Source organism: Stenotrophomonas sp. Steno-Z4 (assembly GCF_056393145.1).
The window spans coordinates 472352-495447 of the sequence record NZ_JBWJPC010000002.1; the positions used below are offsets into that span (position 1 = coordinate 472352).

At 67.5% G+C, this 23096-nt stretch carries 20 protein-coding genes; 7 read left to right on the forward strand and 13 right to left on the reverse strand.

Going from position 1 to position 23096, the window contains the following annotated elements:
- Window positions 1-97: 97 nt before the first annotated feature.
- From AC06E7_RS08595 to AC06E7_RS08605, 3 genes are all read right to left on the reverse strand, one after another.
- Window positions 98-409: a DUF5076 domain-containing protein gene (locus AC06E7_RS08595; protein ID WP_068848692.1), complete on the reverse strand. Its 312-nt coding sequence runs from the start codon at window positions 407-409 to the stop codon at window positions 98-100.
- Between the two features lie 70 nt (window positions 410-479).
- A complete protein-coding gene (locus tag AC06E7_RS08600) occupies window positions 480-1904 on the reverse strand; it encodes an ankyrin repeat domain-containing protein (protein WP_478064155.1) in 1425 nt (474 codons plus the stop codon).
- 89 nt (window positions 1905-1993) lie between these two features.
- Window positions 1994-2227, reverse strand: a complete 234-nt coding sequence (locus AC06E7_RS08605; RefSeq protein ID WP_478064157.1) for a hypothetical protein — start codon at window positions 2225-2227, stop codon at window positions 1994-1996.
- A 226-nt stretch (window positions 2228-2453) separates the two neighbouring features.
- On the opposite strand from AC06E7_RS08605, the gene coaBC reads away from it, so the two are divergent.
- From coaBC to AC06E7_RS08620, 3 genes are read left to right on the forward strand one after another with little or no spacing between them, the layout of a single operon-like run.
- Window positions 2454-3710, forward strand: a complete 1257-nt coding sequence (gene coaBC / locus AC06E7_RS08610) for a bifunctional phosphopantothenoylcysteine decarboxylase/phosphopantothenate--cysteine ligase CoaBC (protein ID WP_095362615.1) — start codon at window positions 2454-2456, stop codon at window positions 3708-3710.
- Entirely contained in the window at window positions 3707-4180 is a 474-nt protein-coding gene (dut, locus tag AC06E7_RS08615) for a dUTP diphosphatase (protein WP_093532951.1), read from the forward strand. Before coaBC ends, dut begins: the two co-directional genes overlap by 4 nt.
- Window positions 4181-4194: 14 nt before the next feature.
- Window positions 4195-6537: a phosphomannomutase/phosphoglucomutase gene (locus tag AC06E7_RS08620; RefSeq protein ID WP_478064158.1), complete on the forward strand. Its 2343-nt coding sequence runs from the start codon at window positions 4195-4197 to the stop codon at window positions 6535-6537.
- Between the two features lie 133 nt (window positions 6538-6670).
- Here AC06E7_RS08620 and AC06E7_RS08625 read toward each other — a convergent pair whose 3' ends face one another.
- The 8 genes from AC06E7_RS08625 to pyrE all read right to left on the reverse strand — a co-directional run bounded on the left by AC06E7_RS08625 (window position 6671) and on the right by pyrE (window position 16050).
- Entirely contained in the window at window positions 6671-7390 is a 720-nt protein-coding gene (locus AC06E7_RS08625; protein WP_068848703.1) for a response regulator transcription factor, read from the reverse strand.
- The gene (locus AC06E7_RS08630) at window positions 7371-10031 is read right to left on the reverse strand and encodes an ATP-binding protein (RefSeq protein WP_478064161.1); all 2661 of its coding nucleotides are present in this window, start codon (window positions 10029-10031) and stop codon (window positions 7371-7373) included. The genes AC06E7_RS08625 and AC06E7_RS08630 overlap by 20 nt, the downstream gene beginning before the upstream one ends.
- Window positions 10028-10684, reverse strand: a complete 657-nt coding sequence (kdpC, locus tag AC06E7_RS08635) for a potassium-transporting ATPase subunit KdpC (protein WP_478064163.1) — start codon at window positions 10682-10684, stop codon at window positions 10028-10030. Before kdpC ends, AC06E7_RS08630 begins: the two co-directional genes overlap by 4 nt.
- A complete protein-coding gene (kdpB, locus tag AC06E7_RS08640; RefSeq protein ID WP_478064165.1) occupies window positions 10681-12732 on the reverse strand; it encodes a potassium-transporting ATPase subunit KdpB in 2052 nt (683 codons plus the stop codon). Before kdpB ends, kdpC begins: the two co-directional genes overlap by 4 nt.
- Window positions 12733-12743: 11 nt before the next feature.
- Window positions 12744-14456 carry a potassium-transporting ATPase subunit KdpA gene (gene kdpA / locus AC06E7_RS08645; RefSeq protein ID WP_478064167.1) on the reverse strand — a complete coding sequence of 571 codons (1713 nt, stop codon included), beginning with the start codon at window positions 14454-14456 and terminating at the stop codon, window positions 12744-12746.
- A 12-nt stretch (window positions 14457-14468) separates the two neighbouring features.
- Window positions 14469-14561 carry a potassium-transporting ATPase subunit F gene (locus AC06E7_RS08650; RefSeq protein WP_068848713.1) on the reverse strand — a complete coding sequence of 31 codons (93 nt, stop codon included), beginning with the start codon at window positions 14559-14561 and terminating at the stop codon, window positions 14469-14471.
- Window positions 14562-14706: 145 nt separating this feature from the next.
- A complete protein-coding gene (locus tag AC06E7_RS08655; RefSeq protein WP_478064169.1) occupies window positions 14707-15375 on the reverse strand; it encodes a hypothetical protein in 669 nt (222 codons plus the stop codon).
- Window positions 15376-15390: 15 nt separating this feature from the next.
- Window positions 15391-16050 carry an orotate phosphoribosyltransferase gene (gene pyrE, locus AC06E7_RS08660; RefSeq protein ID WP_068848718.1) on the reverse strand — a complete coding sequence of 220 codons (660 nt, stop codon included), beginning with the start codon at window positions 16048-16050 and terminating at the stop codon, window positions 15391-15393.
- Window positions 16051-16213: 163 nt separating this feature from the next.
- Here pyrE and AC06E7_RS08665 point away from each other — a divergent pair, with 163 nt between their 5' ends.
- The 3 genes from AC06E7_RS08665 (at window position 16214) to AC06E7_RS08675 (ending at window position 18628) form a co-directional block, all read left to right on the forward strand.
- Window positions 16214-17014 carry an exodeoxyribonuclease III gene (locus AC06E7_RS08665; protein ID WP_478064171.1) on the forward strand — a complete coding sequence of 267 codons (801 nt, stop codon included), beginning with the start codon at window positions 16214-16216 and terminating at the stop codon, window positions 17012-17014.
- Window positions 17011-18306: an AmpG family muropeptide MFS transporter gene (locus AC06E7_RS08670; protein ID WP_478064173.1), complete on the forward strand. Its 1296-nt coding sequence runs from the start codon at window positions 17011-17013 to the stop codon at window positions 18304-18306. Before AC06E7_RS08665 ends, AC06E7_RS08670 begins: the two co-directional genes overlap by 4 nt.
- A gap of 94 nt (window positions 18307-18400) precedes the next feature.
- Window positions 18401-18628 (forward strand): hypothetical protein, encoded by a 228-nt coding sequence (locus tag AC06E7_RS08675; RefSeq protein WP_095362623.1) that lies wholly within the window; start codon window positions 18401-18403, stop codon window positions 18626-18628.
- 10 nt (window positions 18629-18638) lie between these two features.
- Here AC06E7_RS08675 and AC06E7_RS08680 read toward each other — a convergent pair whose 3' ends face one another.
- Both AC06E7_RS08680 and AC06E7_RS08685 read right to left on the reverse strand, forming a co-directional pair.
- Window positions 18639-19763, reverse strand: a complete 1125-nt coding sequence (locus AC06E7_RS08680; RefSeq protein ID WP_478064174.1) for an anhydro-N-acetylmuramic acid kinase — start codon at window positions 19761-19763, stop codon at window positions 18639-18641.
- Between the two features lie 66 nt (window positions 19764-19829).
- Window positions 19830-21293, reverse strand: coding sequence for a M23 family metallopeptidase (locus AC06E7_RS08685; RefSeq protein ID WP_184126091.1), 1464 nt, complete (start codon window positions 21291-21293; stop codon window positions 19830-19832).
- A 167-nt stretch (window positions 21294-21460) separates the two neighbouring features.
- Here AC06E7_RS08685 and tyrS point away from each other — a divergent pair, with 167 nt between their 5' ends.
- Window positions 21461-22672, forward strand: a complete 1212-nt coding sequence (gene tyrS / locus AC06E7_RS08690; RefSeq protein ID WP_478064176.1) for a tyrosine--tRNA ligase — start codon at window positions 21461-21463, stop codon at window positions 22670-22672.
- The last annotated feature ends 424 nt before the right edge of the window (window positions 22673-23096 follow it).

The following is a 23096-nucleotide window of genomic DNA, read 5'->3' on the forward strand; positions in this document are numbered from 1 at the left end:
AGCCGAAGGCTGCGTTCGAGGCCTCATGATATACGGGCCCGGCGCATTGAATGCTGATGCGGGCGCGAAGGGGGGGGGCATAAGGAGGGGCGAGGCGTCACTGCTTTTGCACAAAGCCGCCTGTCATGCGCGGTGGCGAGGCACCGAGCTCAGCATCGAACTTGGCCCTGATGAGGCGAAGTGACTCCTCAGGATCCACGCCATATCCATCCTCCAGAGCGGCAGCAATGTGACGTGCAACGTCTGCCAAGATGGTGCCCCAGGCGTTTTCTTCCAATGATGTCTTCCCTTCCTTGTACATCCCAACTTTCAAGGAACAGTGAAGCCCTTTTGCGGCGATCCAGACTCTCAGCATCTCGACTGAATGCTCATCCGCCAGAGCGGCCTCCGGAATAGGGCGTTCGTTCATTTGTTTGGAGTCTCATTCTCTGGGGGGACGAGCGTTGCGATCTTGCGACGTGCGAAACCATCTAGTTGGGTCAAACGCCAATTTTCAAGTGCCGGGCGCCTAACTGCCCAACGGCTCCCACCACCGCTTCGATGCTGGGCTGCTGCTCGGGAGACATCGGCATGACGATCTCCTCTCGGCAGACCAGGTCATCTCCATCAAGCTGCGAATAGCTGATACGCAGGCTGTCCCAGGTCACGATGTCCGGCTTCACCGTCACCACCCCGCTGCGGCTGATCCAGTCCTTGGTCTTCGACAGGTGCAGCGCGCGTAGCGCGTCGGTGTAATCGGCGTACAGCAGGTTTACGGGAATGGCCGGGTGGCTGCCGCTGGCCATGTGTTCGAACAATGCTTTGTTATAGGCGCAGAACCAAGCAGGGCGTTGCCATGCATCAGGGTGGTTCATCTCCTGGCGTGCGCGGTCCCATGAAGCGGCTTGCGCGGCACCCGCCGGCTTCGTCTGCGTCCTGGGCGGCTTGCTTGTGCGGCCGCTGGTGGCCAGTGCTGCCACCTGCGCCTCCACCTCCGTACCTTTGAACCGGCGCACATCCGCTTTCAGAAGTTTGCCGTGTCCCGCAAGGGCTTCTGCCACCACCGCAGCCACGTCAACATTGCCGGCGTTCAACGCCAGCGTGAGCGGCGTGCGGCCGCGATCGTTGGCAGCGGCCGGATCCAGACCCCATTCGATCAACAGGCGGGCAACGGCCACCGGGTCGCCCATCCGGTGCCATGTGGTGGAGATGCCACCGCGGCTGGCTTTCAGTCCGTCCACATCGCCCGCCGCATACATCAGCGCGTTGGAACCGGCGGGATTGACCACGTGTACGTTGGCGCCGCGCTCGGCGAGGAACCGCAGCAGCGGCACACTGCCCAGGTACGCGCCGATCAACAGCGGTGTGTACATGTGCCGGTGGTCCATGGCTTCCATGCTGGCGCCGGCCTGCAGCAGCGCGTCGATGGCCTCGAAGATGTAGCCCATCTCCGCCGGGTCTGCATCCGCATCAAACGCCGAGTTCCACACTTCGCCGCGCATGTCGCGCAGGCCAAGCACGGTGCAGATCGGCGAATCTTTGGTCAGGCGCGGGTTCGCGCCGGCGGCGAGGAGAAGCCGCAGTTTCTCCACCGCCCACGCGGCCGGGCTGAAGATGAAGTCCCGGCAGGTGGTCGAGAGGGGTGTGGCGCCACGTCCGGCTGCCTTGTTGGGATCCGCACCCTTGGCCAGCAGCAGGGAGATCAGCGCCAGGTGCGCCTCGATGCGCCCGACAATCGTGGCCTCGTCCGGACCGTCATGGTGAAGCAGGCTGCTGTTGCACACCCAATACAGGGCGCGCTCGTTATTGCCCAACCGGATGCGGTCGGGATGCACGCCGGCGCGAACGTGTCGTTCGATCTCCGCGAACGCGTCCTCGCAGGTAAGGGGGGTGTCCAATACAACAGGGGAAGACGAGGTGGCCACAGGCAGTTCACGATCCTTGATCTACTGCATTCAATGCTAACAACCGCAACGCGCGATGCACTGGACAAGTTGTCAACTTGCCTGGACGGCTATGCCAGTGTGGCGCGATAGATTCCGAACACGGTCAGCGCAATCAGAGCCCAGGTGATCAGGCCGGCAGCAGCACAGGCATTCTCCGAACGCGCCTTATTCGGCGCCAGCACGCTCAGGACCATATAGCCGGTGCCCAATATGACGGTATGGAACAGCAGGTCAACGAACATCCAGGCAATGAACCTGCCAATGCCGCCGAGCAGGCTTCCTGCAATTTCTTCAACAGGCATCGTGATTTTCCCTTGTCACGCTTCAGAGCTGACCTGCCGGAGTAATTCCCCGTCCGCCGGTAGGTCGCAAGCGCAGGATGTTCGCATACCGCAAGGGCAGGCCGCCCCACGAGAGGCACCCGCCAAGCCTTCATGACCAAAAACCCACTCCTTATGCCCCTGGGGCATCAGCCCCGCACAGCCCATCGGGTAAGCTAATCGCCTCGGTTCGACAGGAAATTCGCAGGTGGCTGACTCCCCCCAGGCTTCCCCGGCGCAGGCGCGCCCGCTGGCAGGCCAGAAGCTGTTGTTGTGCGTGGGTGGCGGCATCGCGGCCTACAAGTCGTTGGAACTGGTGCGCCGCCTGCGCGACGCCGGGGCCCAGGTGCAGGTCGCCATGACCGCCGGGGCCCAGCAGTTCGTTACCCCGCTGAGCTTCCAGGCCCTGTCCGGCCAGCCCACCCGCACCACCCTGTGGGACAGCGCGGCCGAACAGGCCATGGGCCACATCGAGCTGGCCCGCTGGGCCGACCGCGTCATCGTCGCACCGGCCACGGCCGATCTGCTGGCTCGGCTGGCCAACGGACATGCCGATGACCTGGTCACCACCCTGTGCCTGGCCACCACCGCGCCGCTCACCGTGTGCCCGGCGATGAACCACCGCATGTGGCTGCACCCGGCCACCCAGGCCAACATCAGCCTGCTGCGCGAACGCGGCGCGCAGGTGGTCGGCCCGGAAGACGGCCCGCTGGCCGAAGGTGAATCCGGTCCCGGCCGGCTGACCGAACCGCACGCCATCGTGGCCGCGCTGGCCGCCCTGCAGGGCCCGGCCGATGCGCCCGAATCCCCCCAGGAACTGAAAGGCCTGCGCGTGGTGATCAGCGCCGGCCCCACCTATGAAGACCTGGACCCGGTGCGCTACGTGGGCAACCGCAGCAGCGGCAAGATGGGCTACGCGCTGGCCGCCGCCGCCGTGCGCCAGGGCGCGCAGGTGGTGCTGGTCAGCGGCCCGGTGCACCTGGCCACCCCGGCCGGGGTGCAGCGGGTGGACGTGCGCTCGGCGGCGCAGATGCGCAGCGCCGTGCTGGATGCGCTGCCGGCCGACATCTATATAGGCGCCGCCGCCGTCTCCGATTACACCCCCCGCCAGGTGGCCCCGCAGAAGCTGAAGAAGACCGCCGGCACCCAGACCCTCACGCTGGAGCTGGTGCGCACCCAGGACATCCTGGCCGAGGTGGCCCAGCAGACCAACGCGCTCAAGCTGGTGGTCGGCTTTGCCGCCGAAACCCACGATGTGGAGAAGTACGCGCGCGGCAAGCTGGTCGACAAGCGGCTGGACCTGGTGATCGCCAATCAGGTGGGCATCACAAACGGCGGCTTCGAAAGCGATGAGAATGCAGCCACCGCCTATTGGCAGGGCGGGGAGCAGGTGTTCCCCGGTACGACCAAGGCGCTGCTGGCCGAACAACTGTTGTCCCTGATTGCCCAGAGGTTGCACGCATGACCCAAGCCCCGTCCCTGCACGCGTTGCAGGTGAAGCTGCTCGATCCCCGCTTCGGTGATACCTGGCCGCTGCCGGCCTACGCCACCGAAGCCAGCGCCGGCATGGACCTGCGCGCCGCGCTGGAAACCGAGCTCACCCTGCAGCCGGGGGATACGGCGCTGATTCCCAGCGGTATCGCCATCCACATCGAAGATCCGAACCTGTGCGCGGTAGTGCTGCCGCGCTCCGGGCTGGGCCACCGCCACGGCATCGTGCTGGGCAACGGCACCGGCCTGATCGACGCCGATTACCAGGGCCCGCTGCTGATCAGCGCCTGGAACCGCGGCCGCGAGGCCTTCACGCTGCAACCCGGTGACCGTATTGCACAGTTGGTTGTGCTGCCGATTGCACGCGTCGGCCTGCAGGTAGTGGATACTTTCACCGACAGCGCCAGGGGAACGGGTGGATTCGGCCATACCGGGGTGCGCTGACAGGGGGAACATCAATGAGCAAGGCAACGGCGGAAGGACAGCCGCGATTGACAAGCAAGCGTAACGGGCTGTTGCTGGTGGGGTTGCTGACCCTGCTGGCGCTGTGGTTTGCCTGGAGCGGAGTGCGGCAATGGCGGCAGGCCTCGGTAGGGCAGGCGCTGGAACAGTCCCGCGACCAGATCGTGCAGGGCGTGGACGCTGCACTCAAAGGGCAGAGCAGCCAGCTGGGCACCCTGGTGAAAAGCGAACGGGTCAGTACCGCGCTGGCCGCCGGCGATGCCGATGCCACCGCACTGGCCGTGCGTGAAGGCTGGCCGGGCACCGAAGACGTGCAGGTGCTCACCGCCGACCTGGACCAGGCCTATGCCGATCCCAAGGCCTTCGGGTACGCCCGCCTGGGCCTGCTGGAGTCCGCCATCGCCGGCGATACCGTGGTGGCGCGCGTGGTGCGCGACGCCGGTGGCCAGCGCCTGGGCCTTGCCGTGCCGGTGCAGCTGGGCACCACGGGCCCGGCCGTGATCTATGTACGCCAGCCGTTGCTGCGCCTGACCGGCACCTTCGACCAGGTGCGCGTGCCATCCGCTGGCTACCTGGCGCTGCGCCAGGGCACCCACAACATCATTGAGCAGGGCGACAGCAGCCTGTCCCAGGCGGCGGAAGGCCTGGCCCGTCCGATCGGCAAGACCGGCCTGCGCCTGGCGGCCGCCGTGCCTGACATCGAACCGGGTCCGCTGGGCCTGGGCGCGATTCCGTCCATCATCGTCGCGCTGCTGCTGCTGGCCATCGCCGGCATGCTGCAGTTCGGCAAGGGCCGCGTGCCCCTGCCGCGCCGCCGTGCCGCCGCCAGCGAGGCCGACCACGGCCCGACCCTGCGCGAAAGCCTGGTACAGGAGCCGCTGCTGGAGCCGGCCCCGGCCGCCGGTTCGGGCGTGGCACCGCCGCCGCTGCCCACCGGCCCGGGCCATGAGGTGCCGGAAGGCATCTTCCGCGCCTATGACATCCGCGGCGTGATCGGTCGCGAGCTCACCCCGCAGGTGGCGGTGCTGATCGGCCAGGCCATCGGCTCGGTGCTGCAGGTGCAGGGGCTGCGCGACATCGTGGTGGGCCGTGATGGCCGCCTGTCCGGCCCGGAACTGAGCGCCAGCCTGATCGAAGGCCTGCGCCGCGCCGGCTGCGATGTCACCGACATCGGCCTGGCGCCCACCCCGGTGGTGTACTTCGCCAGCTACCACCTGCGCGCCGGCAGCTGCGTTGCCGTCACCGGCAGCCACAACCCGCCTGACTACAACGGCTTCAAGATCGTGGTCGGCGGCGAGACCCTCTCCGGCGATGCCATCACCGAGCTGTACCAGCGCATCCGCGATGGCCAGCTGCACGTGGCCGCCGAACCGGGCAGCCTGCAGCAGCGCGACGTCAACGCCGATTACATCCAGCGCATTGCCGATGACGTGCAGCTGGACCGCCCGATCAAGGTGGTGGCCGATGCCGGCAACGGCGTGGCCGGCGAACTGGCCCAGCCGCTGCTGGAAGCCATTGGTGCCGAAGTCATTCCGCTGTACTGCGATGTGGATGGCACCTTCCCCAACCACCACCCCGACCCGAGCGACCCGGACAACCTGGAAGACCTCATCCAGACCGTGAAGCGCTTCGATGCGGATATCGGCCTGGCCTTCGATGGCGACGGCGACCGTTTGGGCGTGGTTACCCGCGAAGGCAGGATCATCTACGCCGACCGCCTGCTGATGCTGTTCGCGGCCGATGTGCTGCAGCGCAATCCCGGCGCGCTGGTGATCTACGACGTGAAGTGCAGCGGCAAGCTGTCCGATTACGTGCTTCGCAACGGTGGCAGCCCGATGATGTGGAAGACCGGGCATTCGCTGATCAAGGCCAAGATGCGCGAAACCGATGCCGAGCTGGCCGGTGAGATGAGCGGTCACTTCTTCTTCAAGGAGCGCTGGTTCGGCTTCGATGATGGGTTATATGCCGCCTCGCGCCTGCTGGAAATCCTGGCCCAGCGCGAAGAAACCCCGTCGGAAGTGCTTGAGGAGCTGCCCGACAGCGTATCCACGCCGGAGCTGAAGGTGCCGGTGGAGTCGGGTACCCCGCACGCGCTGGTGTCGATGTTCGTGTCGGCCGCGCAGGTGGAGGATTCGCCGTTCGCCGGCGCGCGCCTGTCCACCATCGATGGCCTGCGGGCGGACTTCCCGGATGGCTGGGGCCTTCTGCGCGCCTCCAACACCACCCCGGTACTGGTGCTGCGTTTCGAAGGGAACGACGAGGCCGCGCTGGAGCGCATCAAGACCCTGTTCCGCGAACAGCTGCAGCCGCTGCTGCCGGGCGTGGAACTGGGCTTCTAGAAAAGCGTACCGACCAACGGTCGGTACCTACCCTGCAGGTCGGCAGCCAACGCCGATATCCCCTGCAGGTCGGCAGCCAACGCCGACATCGCCGGTAGGTATCGACCGTTGGTCGATACAACGCGCACCCCGGCTACCCTTTGAACCGCAAACCCACGCCCGGCTCGGTGAACAGGTAGCGCGAGTCCAGCGCCGAATCACCCAGCTTGTGCCGCAGCTTGCCCACCAGGATGCGCAGGTAGTGCGTGTCGTGCTGGTGGGTCGGTCCCCAGATCTCCGCCAGGATCTGCGGCTGGGTCACCACCCGGCCGGCGTTGCGCAGCAGCAGCGACAGCAACGCGTATTCCTTGCGGGTCAGCGCCACGGGCGCGCCGTCCAGGTGCACTTCGCGGCGCACCAGGTCGATATGCAGGTGGCCATCATCGAAATGCGGCAACACCCCATCGGCCGATACCGTGCGCGTGCGCAGCAGCGCACGCACCCGCGCCATCAACTCCTGGGTGCCGAACGGCTTGGTCACGTAGTCGTTGGCGCCGTTGTCCAGCGCCAGCACCTTCTCGGTTTCGCTGGCGCGCACGGTGAGCATGATCACCGGCACCTGGCTCCACTGGCGCAGCTCGGCCAGCACCTGGTGGCCTTCCATGTCCGGCAGGCCGATGTCCAGGATGACCAGGTCGGCGCCTTCGCCCACCAGCTGCTCCAGCCCCGCCTGCCCGGTCGCGGCCTGCAGCACCCGGTAACCCTGCGCGCGCAGGCTGATGTCGAGGAAGCGGCGGATCTGCGCTTCATCGTCAATCACCAGCACGCGCGCCGGTGGCACGCCATGGGAAGGGTCAGGAATCGTCGGGGTCATCGGCAGGGTGGGGTTGCAGCAGGGGGAGCGTGATGCGGATCAGGGTACCGCGTCCGTCGCGGCCCGGCAGCGCCTGCACGCTGCCGCCGTGCGCACCGACCATGCCCTGGGTGATGGTCAGGCCCAGCCCGGTGCCATGCCGGCCGCGGTCGCCGCGCTCCACGCTGTAGAACATGTCGAAGATGCGCGCGCGTTCGTCATCGGGAATGCCGGGGCCGGCGTCGAGCACATCGATGCGCAGCTCACCGTCCACCAGCCGCGCCTGTACCTCCACCGCCGCGCCGGGCGGGGAGAATTTCGCTGCATTCTCCATCACGTTGAACACCGCCTGTTCCACCAGCGCCGGGTGCACCCAGATCGGCCCCAGCGTGCTGGGAATGTCCAGCTGCAGGCGTACGTCGGGCTGGTAGCGCTGCAGGCGGCGCGCGGCCGAGCCCACCAGCTCGTCCACGCCGATCCAGTCGCGGTTGATCTTCAGCCCTTCGTGGCCCAGCCGGGTCATGTCCAGCAGGTTCTGGATGTAGCGGTCCAGCCGCTCACCTTCCACCAGGATGGTATCCAGCAGTGCGCGGCGGTCGCTGGCATCCATCGCCTCGGCATAATTGGACAGGCTGTCGGCCGAGCCGATCATCGCCGCCAGCGGCGAACGCAGGTCGTGCGAGACCGACGACAGCAGTGCCGACCGCAGCCGCTCGGTTTCGTTGCTCACGTGCGCCTTTTCCAGATCGGCCACCAGCCGCGTGCGCAGCGCGGCCTGCGCGATGTCATCCACCATCGCTTCGGCCAGCTGGCGCTGTTCCGGGGTCAAGCGCGGCGCAGTGCGCGGGAAGCGCATGCCGGCCACGCCGATGGCGCGCTCGTCGCCATCCAGCAGGGGCAGGAACCACCACTCCGCGCCGGCCAGCGTGTCGGTGAAGCGGCCGCTGGGCTGGCCGTGGCGGTGCGCCCAGTCGGCCGCGGCCAGATCGGTGTCGCCCGGCGCAGCACTGCCGCTGGTGCTGGTGTCGGCACCGATGCGCAACCAGGCGGGCGCATCCAGTGCCTGTTCCAGCGCCTCGCGTCCAGCCTGCGCCACCGCTTCGTTGTTGGGGGCACGGGTCAGCTGGCCCCCCAGTACCTGGCGCGCGTTCGCATGCCGGTTGGCCGCGCGCAGCGCCACCACCTGCATGCGCAGGCGCGAGGCCAACCGCCCGGCCACCAGCGCCGCCACCAGGAACAGGAACACCGTGATCACGCCCTGGCGCGCGCTGATCGCGAAGGTGAAGCGCGGGGCGATGAAGAAGAAGTTGTAGGCCAGGAAACACAGTGCCGCGGCCATCACCGCCGCACTGGTACGGCTGCGCGCGGCCACCACCACCACCGCCACGATGAACACCATCGACAGGTCGTACAGCCCCACCCATCGTTCGGCCACCAGCGCCACCAGGCAGGCCAGCGCAGTGGCCACCAGCGCCAGCACGGTGTCGCGGCCGGTGCTCAGCGTGGGCATCGACAACCCATGGCGGCGCGCACGCGCGCGCGCCTGCGGGGTGCCGATGATGGTGATTTCAAAGTGCGCGCCGCGCTGGATCAACTGCTGGGTCAGCGTGCGGTTGAGCATGCGTGCGAACGGCCGTTCGCGGGTGCGGCCCAGCACCAGGGTGGACACGCTGTTGTGCGCGGCGTGGTCGAGCAGCGCATCGGCAATGCTGGGCCCATGCAGCAGCTCGGCCTCGCCGCCCAGCCGCCGCGCCAGTGCGAAGGCCGCGTCGATCTCGCGGCGGGTGCTGTCGTCTTCGCGGCGGCGCTGCACGGTCACTACGGTCCAGGGCGCATCGCGGCGCTCGGCAATGCGCCGGCCCACGCGCACCAGGTACTCGCTCTGGCCGCCGCCATCGATCGCCACCAGCACCCGCCGGCGCAGCGGCAGGTTGCCTTCCCCGCGCGCGGCGCGGGTTTCACGCAGGCTGTTGTCGACCCGGTCGGCCGCCTCCTGCATCGCCAGCTCGCGCAGCGCGGTCAGGTTGGCGGGCGAGAAGAACGCCTGCAGCGCCTGCGCGGCTTGTTCGGGCACGTACACCTTGCCCTGCTGCAGGCGCTCGATCAGTTCGCGCGGCGGCAGGTCCACCAGCACGATATCGTGCAGGCGGTCCAGCACCGCATCGGGCACGGTCTCGCTGACCCGCACCCCGGTGATACGCATCACCACATCGTTGAGGCTTTCCAGGTGCTGGATGTTGAGCGTGGTCCAGACGTCGATGCCGGCGTCCAGCAGCTCCATCACATCCTGCCAGCGCCGCTCGTGGCGGCTGCCCGGCACGTTGCGGTGGGCGAGCTCATCCACCAGCACCAGCGCCGGGCGCCGCGCCAGCACTGCATCCAGGTCCATTTCCTGCAGCGCATGCTGCTGGTACTCGCGCTGCAGCAGCGGCACCTGCGGCAGGCCCTCCAGCAGCGCCGAGGTCTCGGCGCGGCCGTGGGTTTCCACCAGCCCCACCACCACGTCCACGCCTCGGCGCAGCTGCTCGTGCGCACGGCCGAGCATGCTGTAGGTCTTGCCCACGCCGGGGGCGGCGCCCAGGAACACGGTGAGCTTGCCGCCGGCCTCGCGCTGCAGGCTCTCCACCAGTGCGTCGGCCTGTCGGGTGCGGGAGTCGGTCATGGGTAGGGATTGTGCACCGGTCGGCCTTCATCCAGCGCCATGTTCAAGGTCATCACGTTCACCCGGGGCTGCCCGAACACGCCCCATTGCGGGCCCTGCGTATGCGCCTTCACCAGCGCCTGCACCTGTTCCACGCTGAGGCCGCGGTTGCCCGCCACGCGCTTGACCTGCACCGCAGCCGCAGCCGGCGACAGCTCGGGGTCCATGCCCGCGCCGGACTGGGTCACAAGATCACCGGGCACGTCGTCCACGGCAATGCCTTCGCGCGCTGCCACGGCCCGGGTCGCCTCGGCGACGCGTTCCTGCAGGGCAGGGTTGCTGCGCGCCAGGTTGCTGCCGGCGGCGGCCATCGGGTCGTAGTTGGCCGCCGACGGGCGCGTCTGGAAGTAGCCGTCGCCCACGAACGGCTGGGCCACCAGGCGCGAGCCGCGCACCTGGTGGTTGTCCAGCAGCAGGCTGCCTTCGGCCTGCACGGGGAACAACGCGGCACTGATGCCGGTGGTGGCCACGGCATACGCCAGGCCGAGCAGCAGCAGGCTGGCCACGCCCAGGCCGATGGCCGGACGCAGCGCACCGGTGTGCTGCAATGACACCGGAGTGGCGGCGCGCGCACGCGCCGGGCGGGAAAGCGAAGCAGCAGCGGAGCGGTTCATGCGCCAAATACCGAGAAGAGGAGGAGGTCGATCAGCTTGATGGCCGCGAACGGCAGCAGCACGCCGCCCAGCCCGTACACCAGCATGTTCCGGCGCAGCAGCGCGGTGGCCGTGGCCGGGCGGAAGCGCACGCCACGCAGGGCGAGCGGAATCAGGGCCGGAATCACCAGGGCGTTGAAGATCAGCGCCGCCAGCACCGCGTTGCGCGGGCTGGAGAGGTGCATCACGTTCAACGTGGCCATGGCCGGCAGGGTGGCGGCGAACAGCGCCGGCAGGATCGCGAAGTACTTGGAGACGTCGTTGGCCAGCGAGAACGTGGTCAGCGCACCGCGCGTGATCAACTGCTGCTTGCCCACTTCCACCACCGCCAGCAGCTTGGTCGGGTCCGAATCCAGGTCCACCATGTTGCCGGCTTCCTTGGCCGCCTGCGTGCCCGAGTTCATCGCCAGGCCGATGTCGGCCTGGGCCAGTGCGGGTGCGTCGTTGGTGCCGTCGCCCACCATCGCCACCAGCCGGCCACCGGCCTGTTCGGCGCGGATGCGGGCCAGCTTGTCTTCCGGGCGCGCTTCGGCGATGTAATCGTCCACGCCGGCTTCGGCCGCAATCGCCGCGGCGGTAAGCGGGTTGTCGCCGGTGATCATCACCGTGCGGATGCCCATCGCGCGCAGCTGCGCGAACTTCTCGCGCATGCCGTGCTTGACCACGTCACTCAGCTCGATAACGCCCAGCACGTGGCGGCCTTCGCACACCACCAGCGGGGTGGCGCCGTTGCGTGCCACCTGTTCCACACGCCCGGCCAGCTCGGCCGGCACGGTGCCGCCCAGCTCGCGGACATATGCAGTGATCGCATCGGCCGCGCCCTTGCGGATGCGCCGGCCACCGTCCAGGTCCACGCCGGACATGCGGGTCTGTGCGCTGAAAGCGAGGTAGTCCGCGCGGTCGGGCTCAGCGGTGGTGCAGCCCTGCTCGCGTGCCAGCCGCACCACCGACTTGCCTTCCGGGGTCGGGTCGGCCAGCGACGACAGCAGCGCCGCTTCTCGAAGCTGCGTCGCTTCAATGCCGGCCAGCGCATGGAAGTGGGTCGCCTGGCGGTCGCCGTGGGTGATGGTGCCGGTCTTGTCCAGCAGCAGCACGTCCACGTCGCCGGCTACTTCCACCGCCTTGCCCGATTTGGCCAGGATGTTGGCCGCCAGCGCACGGTTCATGCCGGCGATGCCGATGGCCGGCAGCAGCCCGCCGATGGTGGTCGGAATCAGGCACACCAGCAGCGCGATCAGCAGCAGCGGGTCGACCTTGACCCCGACGAAGGCGCCGATGGCGGGCAGTGTTGCCACCACCACCAGGAAGGTCAGCGTCATCGCGGCCAGCAGCAGGGTCAGCGCCACTTCGTTCGGCGTCTTCTGCCGGTTGGCGCCTTCCACCAGCGCGATCATCCGGTCCAGGAAGCTGTGGCCCGGCTCGGCGGTGATCTTAACGATGATCTGGTCCGACAGCACCTTGGTGCCACCGATCACGCCGCTGCGGTCGGTACCCGCCTCGCGCAGCACCGGTGCCGATTCACCGGTCACCGCCGCTTCGTTGATGGTCGCAAGGCCCTGCACGATCTCGCCATCGGCCGGCACCAGCTCGCCGGCACTGACGATCACGTGGTCGCCCGGGCGCAGCTCGGCGGCCGGCACCTGGGTTTCGCTGGCCCCGGCATGGGCGGCGGCCAGCCGGCGCGCGCTCAGGTCCTGGCGGGCACGCCGCAGCGAGGCGGCCTGGCCGCGGCCGCGCGCCTCGGCCACCGCTTCGGCGAAGTTGCCGAACAGCACGGTCAACAGCAGGATCGCGGTCACCACCAGGCCGAAGCCCAGCGGCGCGTTGCCGGTGAGCGTGACCAGCAGGCTCACCAGCGTGCCCACCATCACCACCGCCATCACCGGGCTGTGCATCAGGTGGCGCGGCGACAGTTTGATCACCGCATCGCGCAAAGCCCGGCGCAGGCCGGCTGCATCGAGCAGGCGCGGGCGGCGGGAAGGAGCTGCATTCAAGGGATAGGTACTCATGGTTTCACGTCTCAGCGCAGCGTCAGCGACAGGTGGTCGGCAACCGGGCCCAGCACCAGCGCCGGCATGAACTGCAATACGGTCAGGATGACGATCAGCGCGATCAGGGTCAGCGCGAAGGTCGGGGTTTCAATCTGCAGCGTGCCGGCCGATTCCGGCGCACGCCGCTTGGCGGCCAGCTGGGCGCAGACGATCAACGGAATCACCAGCACCGGGTAGCGGCCCAGCAGCAGCACCAGGGTGCAGCTCAGGTTCCACCACGGGGTGGCATCGCCCAGCCCTTCGAAACCCGAGCCGTTGTTGGCGAACGCCGATACGTACTCGTAGAACACCTGGCTCACCCCATGGAACGCGGGGTTGGAGGTGCCGGTGATCGACGGAATGGCCAAGGTGATCGCGGTGAACGCCAGGATGGTGATCGGCTGCAGCAGCACCAGCAGCGCCAGCAGCTTCACCTGCGGGGTTTCCAGCTTGCGGCCCAGCAGCTCGGGCGTGCGCCCGGTCATCAGCCCGGCCAGGAACACGCCCAGCAGCAGGTACACGATGAACTGCTGCAGGCCGCAGCCGATGCCGCCCCAGATCGCGTTGATCAACATGTTGACCATCGGCACGGCGCCGGCCAGCGGGCTCAGCGAGTCATGCATGCCGTTGACCGAGCCGTTGGAAACCTGGGTGGTGATGGCCGCCCACAGGGCGGTGCCGTCGGCACCGAAGCGCACTTCCTTGCCTTCCATCAGCAGCGGGCTGGCAGCGGTGGCCGAATGGCCTTCCAGCCACACCGTGGCGGCGATCGACACGCTCGACATCGCCAGCATGCAGCCGAACACCAGCGCGGCCAGCCGCTTGCGACCGGTGAACGCACCCAGCATGAACACCACCGCGATCGGGATCAGCAGGATGCCGATCAGCTCCAGCGCGTTCGACAGCGGGGTCGGGTTCTCCAGCGGCATGCTGCTGTTGGGGCCGTACCAGCCACCGCCATTGGCGCCCAGCTGCTTGGCCGCCACCATCGCCGCGACCGGGCCCAGCGGCAGTTTCTGGGTTTCCATGCCCGCGGCCGCATCGATCGGCGTGGCGGTCGGGCCACCGGCCAACGTCGAGGGCACGCCCTGGCTGGTCAGCAGCACCGCCCACAGCAGGCACAGCGGCAGCATGAAGCGCACGCACGAACGCACCACGTCGGCGTAGTAGTTGCCCACGTCGATCCGGCGGTCGGCCGGCAGCGCGGGTTCGGCGGCATCGCCTTCCGGCGCCGTGCCGAACAACGCACGCAGCGTGGCCACCACCAGCGCCAACCCCATCATCGGGGTGACCACCTGCAGGCCGGTGATCGCGGTCATCTGCGAGAAGTACGACAGTTGCGCCTGGCCGGAGTAATGCTGCTGGTTGGTGTTGGTCAGGAACGACACCATCGTGTGCAGCGCCGTATCCCAGCGCATGTTGGGAATCTGGTCGGGGTTGAACGGCAGCCAGGCCTGGGTCATGAAGACCGCCTGCACCAGTACGGCAATGACCAGGTTGCTGAGCAGGAACGCGCCCACATAGCCACGCCAGCTCATGCCGCGCGCCGGGTTCACCCCCAGCACGCGGTACAGCGGCTTTTCAATCCAGCCGAACAGCGCGTCGCCGCGCATCGGCCCACCGCGCATCACCCGGGCCAGGTACAGCCCAAGCGGAAAGGCCAGCACGATGCTGGCCAGCACAATCAACAGAATCTCGGTCATGGTCGGCTCCGGTCAGAACTTTTCGGGCGCAAGCACGACGTACAGCAGGTAGGCGGCGGCAACGAGCACCAGCACGCCGCTCACGAAGGAAAGCCAGGCAGGCACGGGGCGTTCTCAGTAGTAGGGAAGGGAGGCCGCCATCGTGTTCCCCAACGGCGTAAACGCTCCACGCCCGCCCCGTGCCCAACCCGTAAAAAGTGCATAAAAAAAAGGCGGATGCCCGCGCATCCGCCCTTTCGCTGCTTTCACCTCACCCGCGCGGGTCGGTAGAAACACCCTTCAACAACCGGTACCGCTGCAGGGTTTCCTCGATCTCCACATCCAGCGCCTTGCGCTGCTCCACGTAGGAGTCCTGCATGTGCTTCTGCGCCACCAGTTCGGCGTGGCGCAGGCGGATGTCCTCGGCCTGCTTGGGCGCCACCGGCTGGCCGGCCAGTTCGCGGTCGCCCGCGCTGCCGAGCAGGGTCACCAGCGCGCTGCGCAGGCTGGCCACGTTGTAGTTGGCCGTCTGCACGTTGTTGTCCAGGATCCCAGTGCGCTCCACGAACACCCGGCGCAGGTCGGCCTCGTCCTGGTAGGTGGACAGCATGGCCTGCTCGGTGCGCTGGCGGGTATCTTCAGCGGCCTGGTCGAGCTGGCGCTGCGCGGCGGCCACGGCGGCATCGGCGCGCTCCTGCTCGGTCAGGGTGCGGTCCACCCCGCCCTTGCGCAGGCCGCTGTTGACGCTGAACTCCTCACGGGCGCTGTTCACCGCGTCCTGGGGCAGGGCATCGCTGCAGATCCGCTCCTTGCCCTCGTTCCAGCAGAACAGCTTCTTCGGTTTGGCCGGCGTGTTGCTGTGCTTGCTCTGGGCCTGGGCCGTGAGCACAGGCGCGGCCAGCAACAGGCCAATGATGGTGAACGTGGCAATCCTGGACATGGGAGCCCCCTGCTCTCAACGCGTAGGACGGCTGCCGTAACGGGACCGATAGTCCTCCAGCGGCTGCCGGTACCCCACAAGTTCCGGATTTCCGGAGGCAAAATCAAGCAGGTCGGCCAGCGTGGCCACGGCCACCACCGGAATGCCGGCCTCTTCGGCCACGGCCTGGGCGGCCGAACGGCGGTCGTCTTCCGAGGCGATTTCCTGGCGGTCCAGCGCCACCACGATGCCGGCCGGGGTACCGCCAGCCTGCTTGATGATGCCCAGCGCCTCGCGGATGGCGGTACCGGCGGTGATCACATCGTCCACGATCAGCACGCGCTTGCCGTTCATGTCCGCGCCGATCAGGTTGCCGCCTTCACCGTGGGTCTTGGCTTCCTTGCGGTTGAAGCTCAGGGGCAGGTCGCGGCCGCGCTGGGCGAATTCACAGGCCGTGGCGGTGGCCAGCGGAATGCCTTTGTAGGCCGGGCCGAACACCACGTCGAACTTCAGCCCGGTGGCTTCCACCGCATCGGCGTAGCAGGCGGCCAGCTGGACCATGCTGGCGCCCGAATCGAAGCGGCCGGCATTGAAGAAATAGGGGCTCAGGCGGCCCGACTTGAGGGTGAACTGGCCAAAACGCAGCGCATCGGCGGTCAGGGCAAGCTGCAGGAAACGGTGACGGTGGTCGCTCATCTAACGCTCTATTCAATTCTCTTGGAGCGCAGATCGTAAAGCATGACCGGCAATTCAGGCTCGCGACCGGCCGCCGCAGGCCCCTGCAATGGCCGGATCCGGCCAGCCGATGGGCCGGGCAACCCGGTATGCTTTGCCCGTTACGTACCAGACCCGGGTCAGCATGCGCATCATCAGTTTCAACGCCAATGGCATCCGTTCCGCCGCCACCAAGGGTTTCCTCGAGTGGTTCCGTGCCCAGGATGCCGACGTGCTCTGCATCCAGGAGACCAAGGCCCAGGAAGACCAGCTGACCGATCCCATGTTCCGCCCGGACGGCCACCACTGCTTCTACCGTGACGCGATCACCAAGAAGGGCTACAGCGGCGTGGCCATCTACAGCAAGCGTGAGCCCGACCAGGTCATCACCTCGCTGGGCTGGGCCCCGTTCGACGACGAAGGCCGCTACATCGAGGCCCGCTACGGCAACCTCAGCGTGGTGTCCTTCTATATCCCCTCCGGCAGCTCGGGCGACCTGCGCCAGGGCTTCAAGTACGAAGTGATGGAGTGGCTGCGCCCGATCCTGGCCCAGTGGCTGGCCAGCGGCCGCGACTACGTGCTGTGCGGGGACTGGAACATCGTCCGCTCCGCACTGGACATCAAGAACTGGAAATCCAACCAGAAGAACTCCGGCTGCCTGCCGCCCGAGCGCGACTGGCTCAACGGCCAGTGCGTGGATGCCGGCCAGGCGCTGGACGTGGCCGGCGGCCAGGGCTGGACCGACGCCTACCGCCTGCTGCATCCCACCGGCGAGGATTACACCTGGTGGAGCAATCGCGGCGCGGCCCGCGCCAACAACGTCGGCTGGCGCATCGATTACCAGTTCGTCAGCCCCGGCCTGCGTGATCGCCTGCGTGGCTGCGCGATCTACCGCGATGAACGCTTCTCCGACCATGCCCCGTTCACGGTGGACTACGCCCCATGAGTGAAGCGGCAGTGCCGGTGAGCTACAAGGGCTGGGCCGGGATCAAGCGTGCCTTCGGCACGCCGTCGGCGTTGACCATGGCCTTCCTGGGTTTTGGCAGCGGCCTGCCGTTCCTGCTCATCGCCTCGCAGACCCTGTCCACGCGCCTGCGCGATGTCGGGCTGGACCTGCACAGCATCGGCCTGATCAGCCTGGCCAGCTTCTTCTACCTGCTCAAGTTCCTCTGGGCGCCGCTGATCGATCGCTATGCCTTCCCGCTGATCGGCGTCCTCGGCCGCCGTCGTTCATGGCTGCTGGTCTCCCAGTTGGGCGTTACCGGCGGCCTGTTCGCGCTGGCCTTCGTGCGTCCCGAGCTTGGCGTAACCCCGCTGGTGCTGTGGGTGCTGGTGGCGTCCTTCGCCGGTGCCACCCAGGATTCGGTGGTGGATGCCTATCGGATCGAGATCGCGCCGGAAAGCGCGCAGGCCGCGCTGGCCGCCACCTACACGCTCGGTTACCGCATCGGCCTGATCCTGGCCGGCGCCGGTGCGCTGTACCTTGCCCAGTTCGAAGGGTGGATCGTGGCCTACCTGGCCATGGCATCGCTGATGCTGCTACCGATCATCACCACCCTGGTGTGTCGCGAACCGGCCCAGCCGGAAGTGCGGATCCAGCGCCGGATCGATTTCTTCGGCGCGTTCTGGCAGCCGATTGCCAGCTTCTTCAGCACCAATGGCGTGGTCCTGGCGGTGGTACTGCTGGCATTCGTGGGGCTGTTCAAGTTCCCCGACCAGGTGATCGGCGTGATGGCCGGTCCGTTCTACCTGGATTCGGGGTTCACCAAGGCCGACATCGCCACCGTGTCCAAGCTGTTCGGGGTGTGGATGGGCATCGGTGGCGCCTTCCTCGGCGGTATCGCCGTGGCGGCGTTGGGCTTCCGCCGCATGCTGCTGGTGGCCGCGCTCGGCGTGGCACTGTCCAACCTGGCGTTCCTGCTGATGGCGCAGAACCCCGGCCAGCTCTGGGCTTTCTATGCAGCGCTCTGTGCCGACAACCTGTTCCAAGGCTTCGCCGGCACCGTGCTGGTAGCGTTCATGTCTTCGCTGACCGACCGGAACTTCACCGCAACCCAGTACGCCCTGCTGGTGTCGCTGGCCAACCTGCCCGGCAAGTTCGTCGGTGGCGCCTCGGGGTACATCGTCGAGGCGACCTCGTACAGCACCTTCTTCATCCTGAGCTCGGCCACGGTCATCCCGACCCTGCTGCTGCTGGTCTGGCTGTGGCCCCGCATCCGCGACCGCAGCGCTGCCTGACCGAACAGGCGAGCGGTTGCCGCGCGGCGTACAGTGGGCCATCATCGACCCCGTTGTGCCGTGGGGGCGGTGCGTTGCCAACGGGGGAATACACATGGCTGATCTGGTGCTGCGCGATCTCGATCCGCTGCTGAACGAGCGTATCCGGCGGGTCGCTGTCGCACGCGGCTGGACCCGAGAGCACACCTGCGTGGTCCTGCTCGAGCAGGGCCTGTTCGCCAGCGAACTGGAAGTCCGCAGCGGCTTCCACGACCCCGAAGTGAATGCCCTGGCCGACGCAATTGCAGCCCTGCAGGCGCTGCCGGACGTAAAGGCGTTCTAGGCAGCACCCATCACGCTGGGTGAATGGCGCCCAATATCCGCGGCCCGCGCGCCCCGGTCACGCTGGGCAGGTTGCCCGGCAACCCCTGCAGCGTCCGGTGCGCCAACCACGCAAACCCCATCGCTTCCAGGTAGTCCGGGTCCAGCCCGTGCACTGCGCTGGACTCGACCACCACCCCGGGCAACCGCGCGCTGAGTCTGCGCAGCAGCTGCGGGTTGCGAACACCGCCGCCGCACACCAGCACCCGCGTTGCTTCCGGCAGGTGGGCCAGCAGCGCGTCGGCTACCGTGGCCGCCGTCAGTTCCAGCAGCGTCGCCTGCACGTCCGCCGGCGCCAGGGTGCGGCCGGCCATCGCCGCCTCGGCCCAGGCCAGATGAAACTGCTCGCGCCCGGTGCTCTTCGGCGGCGGCAGCGCGAACCACGGTTCGGCCCGCCAGTGCTCCAGCAGCGCCTCATCCACCTGCCCGCTGGCCGCAAACGCGCCATCGGCATCGAACGGCGTGCCGGTATGCCGCTCGCACCACGCATCCATCAGCGCATTGGCCGGCCCGGTATCGAAGCCACGCGGGGTGCCCACGCGCGGAATCAGGGTCAGGTTGGCGATCCCGCCCAGGTTCAACACCGCCCGGTCCTCATCGGCCGTGCCCAGCATCGCCAAGTGGAAGGCCGGCATCAGCGGCGCCCCGTGCCCACCGGCGGCCACGTCGCGGCGACGGAAGTCGGCCACCGTGGTGATGCCGGTCAGCTCGGCAATCCGGTTGGCATCGCCCAGTTGGCAGGTGAACGCCGGATCGGCCAGTGGCCGGTGCCGCACCGTCTGCCCATGCGAACCAATCGCCCGCACCTGCGCCGGGCTCACCCCGGCCTGTTCCAGCAGGCGGTTGGCGGCGGCCGCGAAGGCGATGCCGATCTGCGCATCGATCCGGCCCAGCGTATCCAGTGAGCCCAGCTCGCCGCCTTCGCCCAGCGCCACCAGCTCGGCGCGGATGGCGGGGTCCCAGGGGTGGGTGAGTCCATCGACGAAGCGGCAGCCGCCCTCGGCGGGAAACTGCACCAGCGCGGCATCGATGCCATCGGCGCTGGTGCCGGACATCAGGCCAAGATAGAGCGGGGTATGCGGATCAGCTGAAGTCATGGCCAGGCGGTTCAACAGGGTGCGTGCAGCTTCCGCGCAACCTGTTGCCGCCGTCAATGCATGCGATCAGCCGCGGCTGCCCTTGGCCGGCTTGGCCGCGCTGGCCGTGGTGGTAGCGGCCTGGTCGGCCTTCGGCGCCGGGCTGGCGTCGGCGTAGATCAGCTTCTCCATGCCCTGGATGCGGGCCAGCGCCGGCGCGGTCTGCGCGCGGAAGGCGACCAGCTCGCTGCCCTGCAGCGGCTCCGGCGGCGGCATCGTCACCGACAGCGGGTTGCGGTGCACGCCGTTGACGCGGAATTCGTAGTGCAGGTGCGGGCCGGTGGCCAGGCCGGTCGAGCCCACGTAGCCGATCACCGTGCCCTGCGCCACGCGCTGGCCGGTCTTGATCTTGCCAAAGCGCGACATGTGCCCGTACAGGGTGGTGTGGCCACGGCCGTGGTCGAGGATCACCACGTTGCCGTAGCCGCGCTGCACGCCGGCGAACTGCACGCGGGCATCGCCGGCGGCCATGATCGGGGTGCCGGTGCGCGCGGCGTAGTCCACGCCCTTGTGCATGCGCATCTTGCCCAGCACCGGGTGCTTGCGCGCCCCGAACGTCGAGCTCAGGCGGGCGAAGGGAATCGGCATGCGGATGAAGCTCTTCTTCAGCGGGCGCCCGCTCACGTCGAAGTACTCGGACTTGCCGTTGCGGTCGAAGCGGAAGCCGCTGTAGGTCTTGCCGCCGGAGGTGAAGGTCGCCGCCAGGATCTTGCTGGTGTCCACCTTCTCGCCTTCGCGCCAGGTTTCATCCATCACCACGCTGAAGCGGTCGCCCGGCTGCAGGTCCTTGGAGAAGTCGATGTCGTACTTGAAGATCTCGTCGGTCATCGTCGCGATGGCCGACGGCGACAGCCCGGCCTTGCGCGCCGCCGCGTACAGCGAACTGGTGATCTCGCCGCTGGTCACCACGCGGCGGGTGGAGCTCTCACGCTTGCTGACCTTCTCGGTGATCTGTTCGCCCTTCAGCGACAGCTCCACCCGGTTATCGGCGTCGCGGTCGAAGCGGATCGTGCGCAGCTCCCCGCTCAGCGGCAGGTCGAAGGCGATCTCGGCGCCGGGGCGCAGCTTGGTCAGCGCGTCGCGCGCACCGGGGTGCTCCAGCACCTGGTGCATCACCGTGGGCGAGATGCCTGCCTCGTCGAACAGGTTGCTCAGGGTCTGGCCGCGCTGCACGCGCAGTACCTGCCAGCTGTCGCCCGGCACCTGCTTCAGGCGCTCCTGGGACAGCGGCGGCAAGGGCAGGGCCAGCGTGGAATGGCTGACCGAGTAGGGCGACTCGATGGTGTGCGAGAAGCCGGGGACAATGGTGGCCACCAGGGCGCCGATGGTGGCGAACAGGCTGGCGTGCATCCAGTGGCGGCGGGTCCAGCGCTCATTGAAAGCAGCGGGAAGATGCTGTCGAAGCTTCCGATGCAGGGCGGTGTCGTGGAGAACGTGAAGGCGTTCCTTGAAGCGCTGCTTGCGCGCGCGGCCTTGATCGGTATTCAGCATCGTCGGTGTGTTCCTGGCTGGCCCGGGAGCGCGGGCCCAAACGTCGGTAACATAGACAGGTATAAATATCGCGTCAAACCCTTGTGCCTATTGGCTTTTGTGAAGCGCTTGCGGTTAACTTGTACTTAACGTCATTCATGTAAATAAGGCATCGCCGGGAGTTGCACGTGTCCTCGATTGAACAAGCCCTTGCCCAGATCGGCCGTGGCGCCGATGAAATCCTCAAGATCGAGGAGTTGCGCCAGCGGCTGGAAAGCGGCCGCCCGCTGCGGGTCAAGGCTGGTTTCGACCCCACCGCCCCGGACCTGCACCTGGGCCATACGGTCCTTCTGAACAAGCTGCGTCAGTTCCAGGACCTCGGCCACCAGGTCATCTTCCTGATCGGCGACTTCACCGGCATGATCGGCGACCCCTCGGGCAAGAACGTGACCCGCAAGCCGCTCAGCAAGGACGACGTGCTGGCCAATGCGCGCACCTATGAGGAGCAGGTGTTCAAGGTGCTGGACCGGGAAAAGACCGAAGTGCGCTTCAATTCGGAGTGGTTCGGCAAGATGGGCGCGGCCGACATGATCCGCCTGGCCGGCCAGCACACCGTGGCGCGCATGCTCGAGCGCGACGACTTCGCCAAGCGCTATGCGGCCCAGCAGTCCATCGCCCTGCACGAGTTCCTGTACCCGCTGGTGCAGGGCTACGACTCGGTGGCGCTGGAAGCGGACGTCGAACTGGGCGGTACCGACCAGAAGTTCAACCTGCTCATGGGCCGTGGCCTGCAGGAGCACTACGGGCAGAAGCCGCAGATCGTGCTGACCATGCCGCTGCTGGAAGGCTTGGACGGCGTGGCCAAGATGTCCAAGTCGCTCAACAACTACATCGGCATCAGCGAACCGGCGATCGACATGGTGACCAAGACCATGAAGATCGGCGACGACCTGATGTGGCGCTGGATCGAGCTGCTTTCCTTCGAGATCAGCCAGGCCGAAGCGGTCAGCCTGCGCGAGCAGGTCGCCGCCGGCACCCTGAACCCGCGTGAGGTGAAGCTGCGCCTCGCGCGTGAGCTGACCACCCGTTTCCACGATGCCGACGCGGCCGAGCTGGCCATTGCCGGCTGGAATGCTGCCGTGACCGGGCAGGGCGATGTGACCCTGTTGCCGCTGCAGGAAGTGGCCATTCCCGCGGAAGGCCTGCGTATTGGTGCATTGCTCACCGCAGCCGGCCTGACCCCGAGCAACTCGGAGGCCTCGCGCAAGCTCAAGGAGCGTGCGGTGAAGGTGGACGGCGAAGTGGTGGACGACGCCCAGCAGCTGTTCGTGCCCGGTTTCAAGGGCCTGCTGCAGGTCGGCAAGCGCAACTTTGCACGCGTGCTGTTGGTCGCCGCCTAAGCGGCACAAGGGTTTCGCGCCTTCGGGCGCGGAACCAGCATGAATGAATGCACAAAACCGTGAAAAAAAGTCATGCACCCCCTTCACAAACGAGGCGGTTGGGGACATACTTTCCCTCCCCCGACGCAGGGGCCACCGCAAGGCGGCAACCGCGAAGGAACAGGACTTCAACTTCTTCGAAAGAAGGTGTTGACGGAAACGAAAAGCCTGACATAATAGGCGGCTCGCTTCGACGAAAGGCCCTCGGGTCTTCCGGGCATCACGACCAACGGTCGTGATCTACCACCAGGTAGGTATCGACTGTTAGTCGATACGCAAAACACCTCGAAAAAGGGTGTTGACGAAGCGGAAAAGCCAGCTATAATGGGCGGCTCGCAACGACGGAAACGTCGGGGCACACGGAGGAAGGCGCTGAGGCCGACTC

Bases quoted from the DNA above. Each gene is read 5' to 3' on its own strand.
- AC06E7_RS08595 (WP_068848692.1), bottom strand. From the start codon at position 409: ATGAACGAACGCCCTATTCCGGAGGCCGCTCTGGCGGATGAGCATTCA.
- AC06E7_RS08605 (WP_478064157.1), bottom strand. From the start codon at position 2,227: ATGCCTGTTGAAGAAATTGCAGGAAGCCTGCTCGGCGGCATTGGCAGG.
- dut (WP_093532951.1), top strand. From the start codon at position 3,707: ATGACCCAAGCCCCGTCCCTGCACGCGTTGCAGGTGAAGCTGCTCGAT.
- AC06E7_RS08620 (WP_478064158.1), top strand. From the start codon at position 4,195: ATGAGCAAGGCAACGGCGGAAGGACAGCCGCGATTGACAAGCAAGCGT.
- AC06E7_RS08625 (WP_068848703.1), bottom strand. From the start codon at position 7,390: ATGACCCCGACGATTCCTGACCCTTCCCATGGCGTGCCACCGGCGCGC.
- AC06E7_RS08630 (WP_478064161.1), bottom strand. From the start codon at position 10,031: ATGACCGACTCCCGCACCCGACAGGCCGACGCACTGGTGGAGAGCCTG.
- kdpC (WP_478064163.1), bottom strand. From the start codon at position 10,684: ATGAACCGCTCCGCTGCTGCTTCGCTTTCCCGCCCGGCGCGTGCGCGC.
- kdpB (WP_478064165.1), bottom strand. From the start codon at position 12,732: ATGAGTACCTATCCCTTGAATGCAGCTCCTTCCCGCCGCCCGCGCCTG.
- kdpA (WP_478064167.1), bottom strand. From the start codon at position 14,456: ATGACCGAGATTCTGTTGATTGTGCTGGCCAGCATCGTGCTGGCCTTT.
- AC06E7_RS08655 (WP_478064169.1), bottom strand. From the start codon at position 15,375: ATGTCCAGGATTGCCACGTTCACCATCATTGGCCTGTTGCTGGCCGCG.
- pyrE (WP_068848718.1), bottom strand. From the start codon at position 16,050: ATGAGCGACCACCGTCACCGTTTCCTGCAGCTTGCCCTGACCGCCGAT.
- AC06E7_RS08665 (WP_478064171.1), top strand. From the start codon at position 16,214: ATGCGCATCATCAGTTTCAACGCCAATGGCATCCGTTCCGCCGCCACC.
- AC06E7_RS08670 (WP_478064173.1), top strand. From the start codon at position 17,011: ATGAGTGAAGCGGCAGTGCCGGTGAGCTACAAGGGCTGGGCCGGGATC.
- AC06E7_RS08675 (WP_095362623.1), top strand. From the start codon at position 18,401: ATGGCTGATCTGGTGCTGCGCGATCTCGATCCGCTGCTGAACGAGCGT.
- AC06E7_RS08680 (WP_478064174.1), bottom strand. From the start codon at position 19,763: ATGACTTCAGCTGATCCGCATACCCCGCTCTATCTTGGCCTGATGTCC.
- AC06E7_RS08685 (WP_184126091.1), bottom strand. From the start codon at position 21,293: ATGCTGAATACCGATCAAGGCCGCGCGCGCAAGCAGCGCTTCAAGGAA.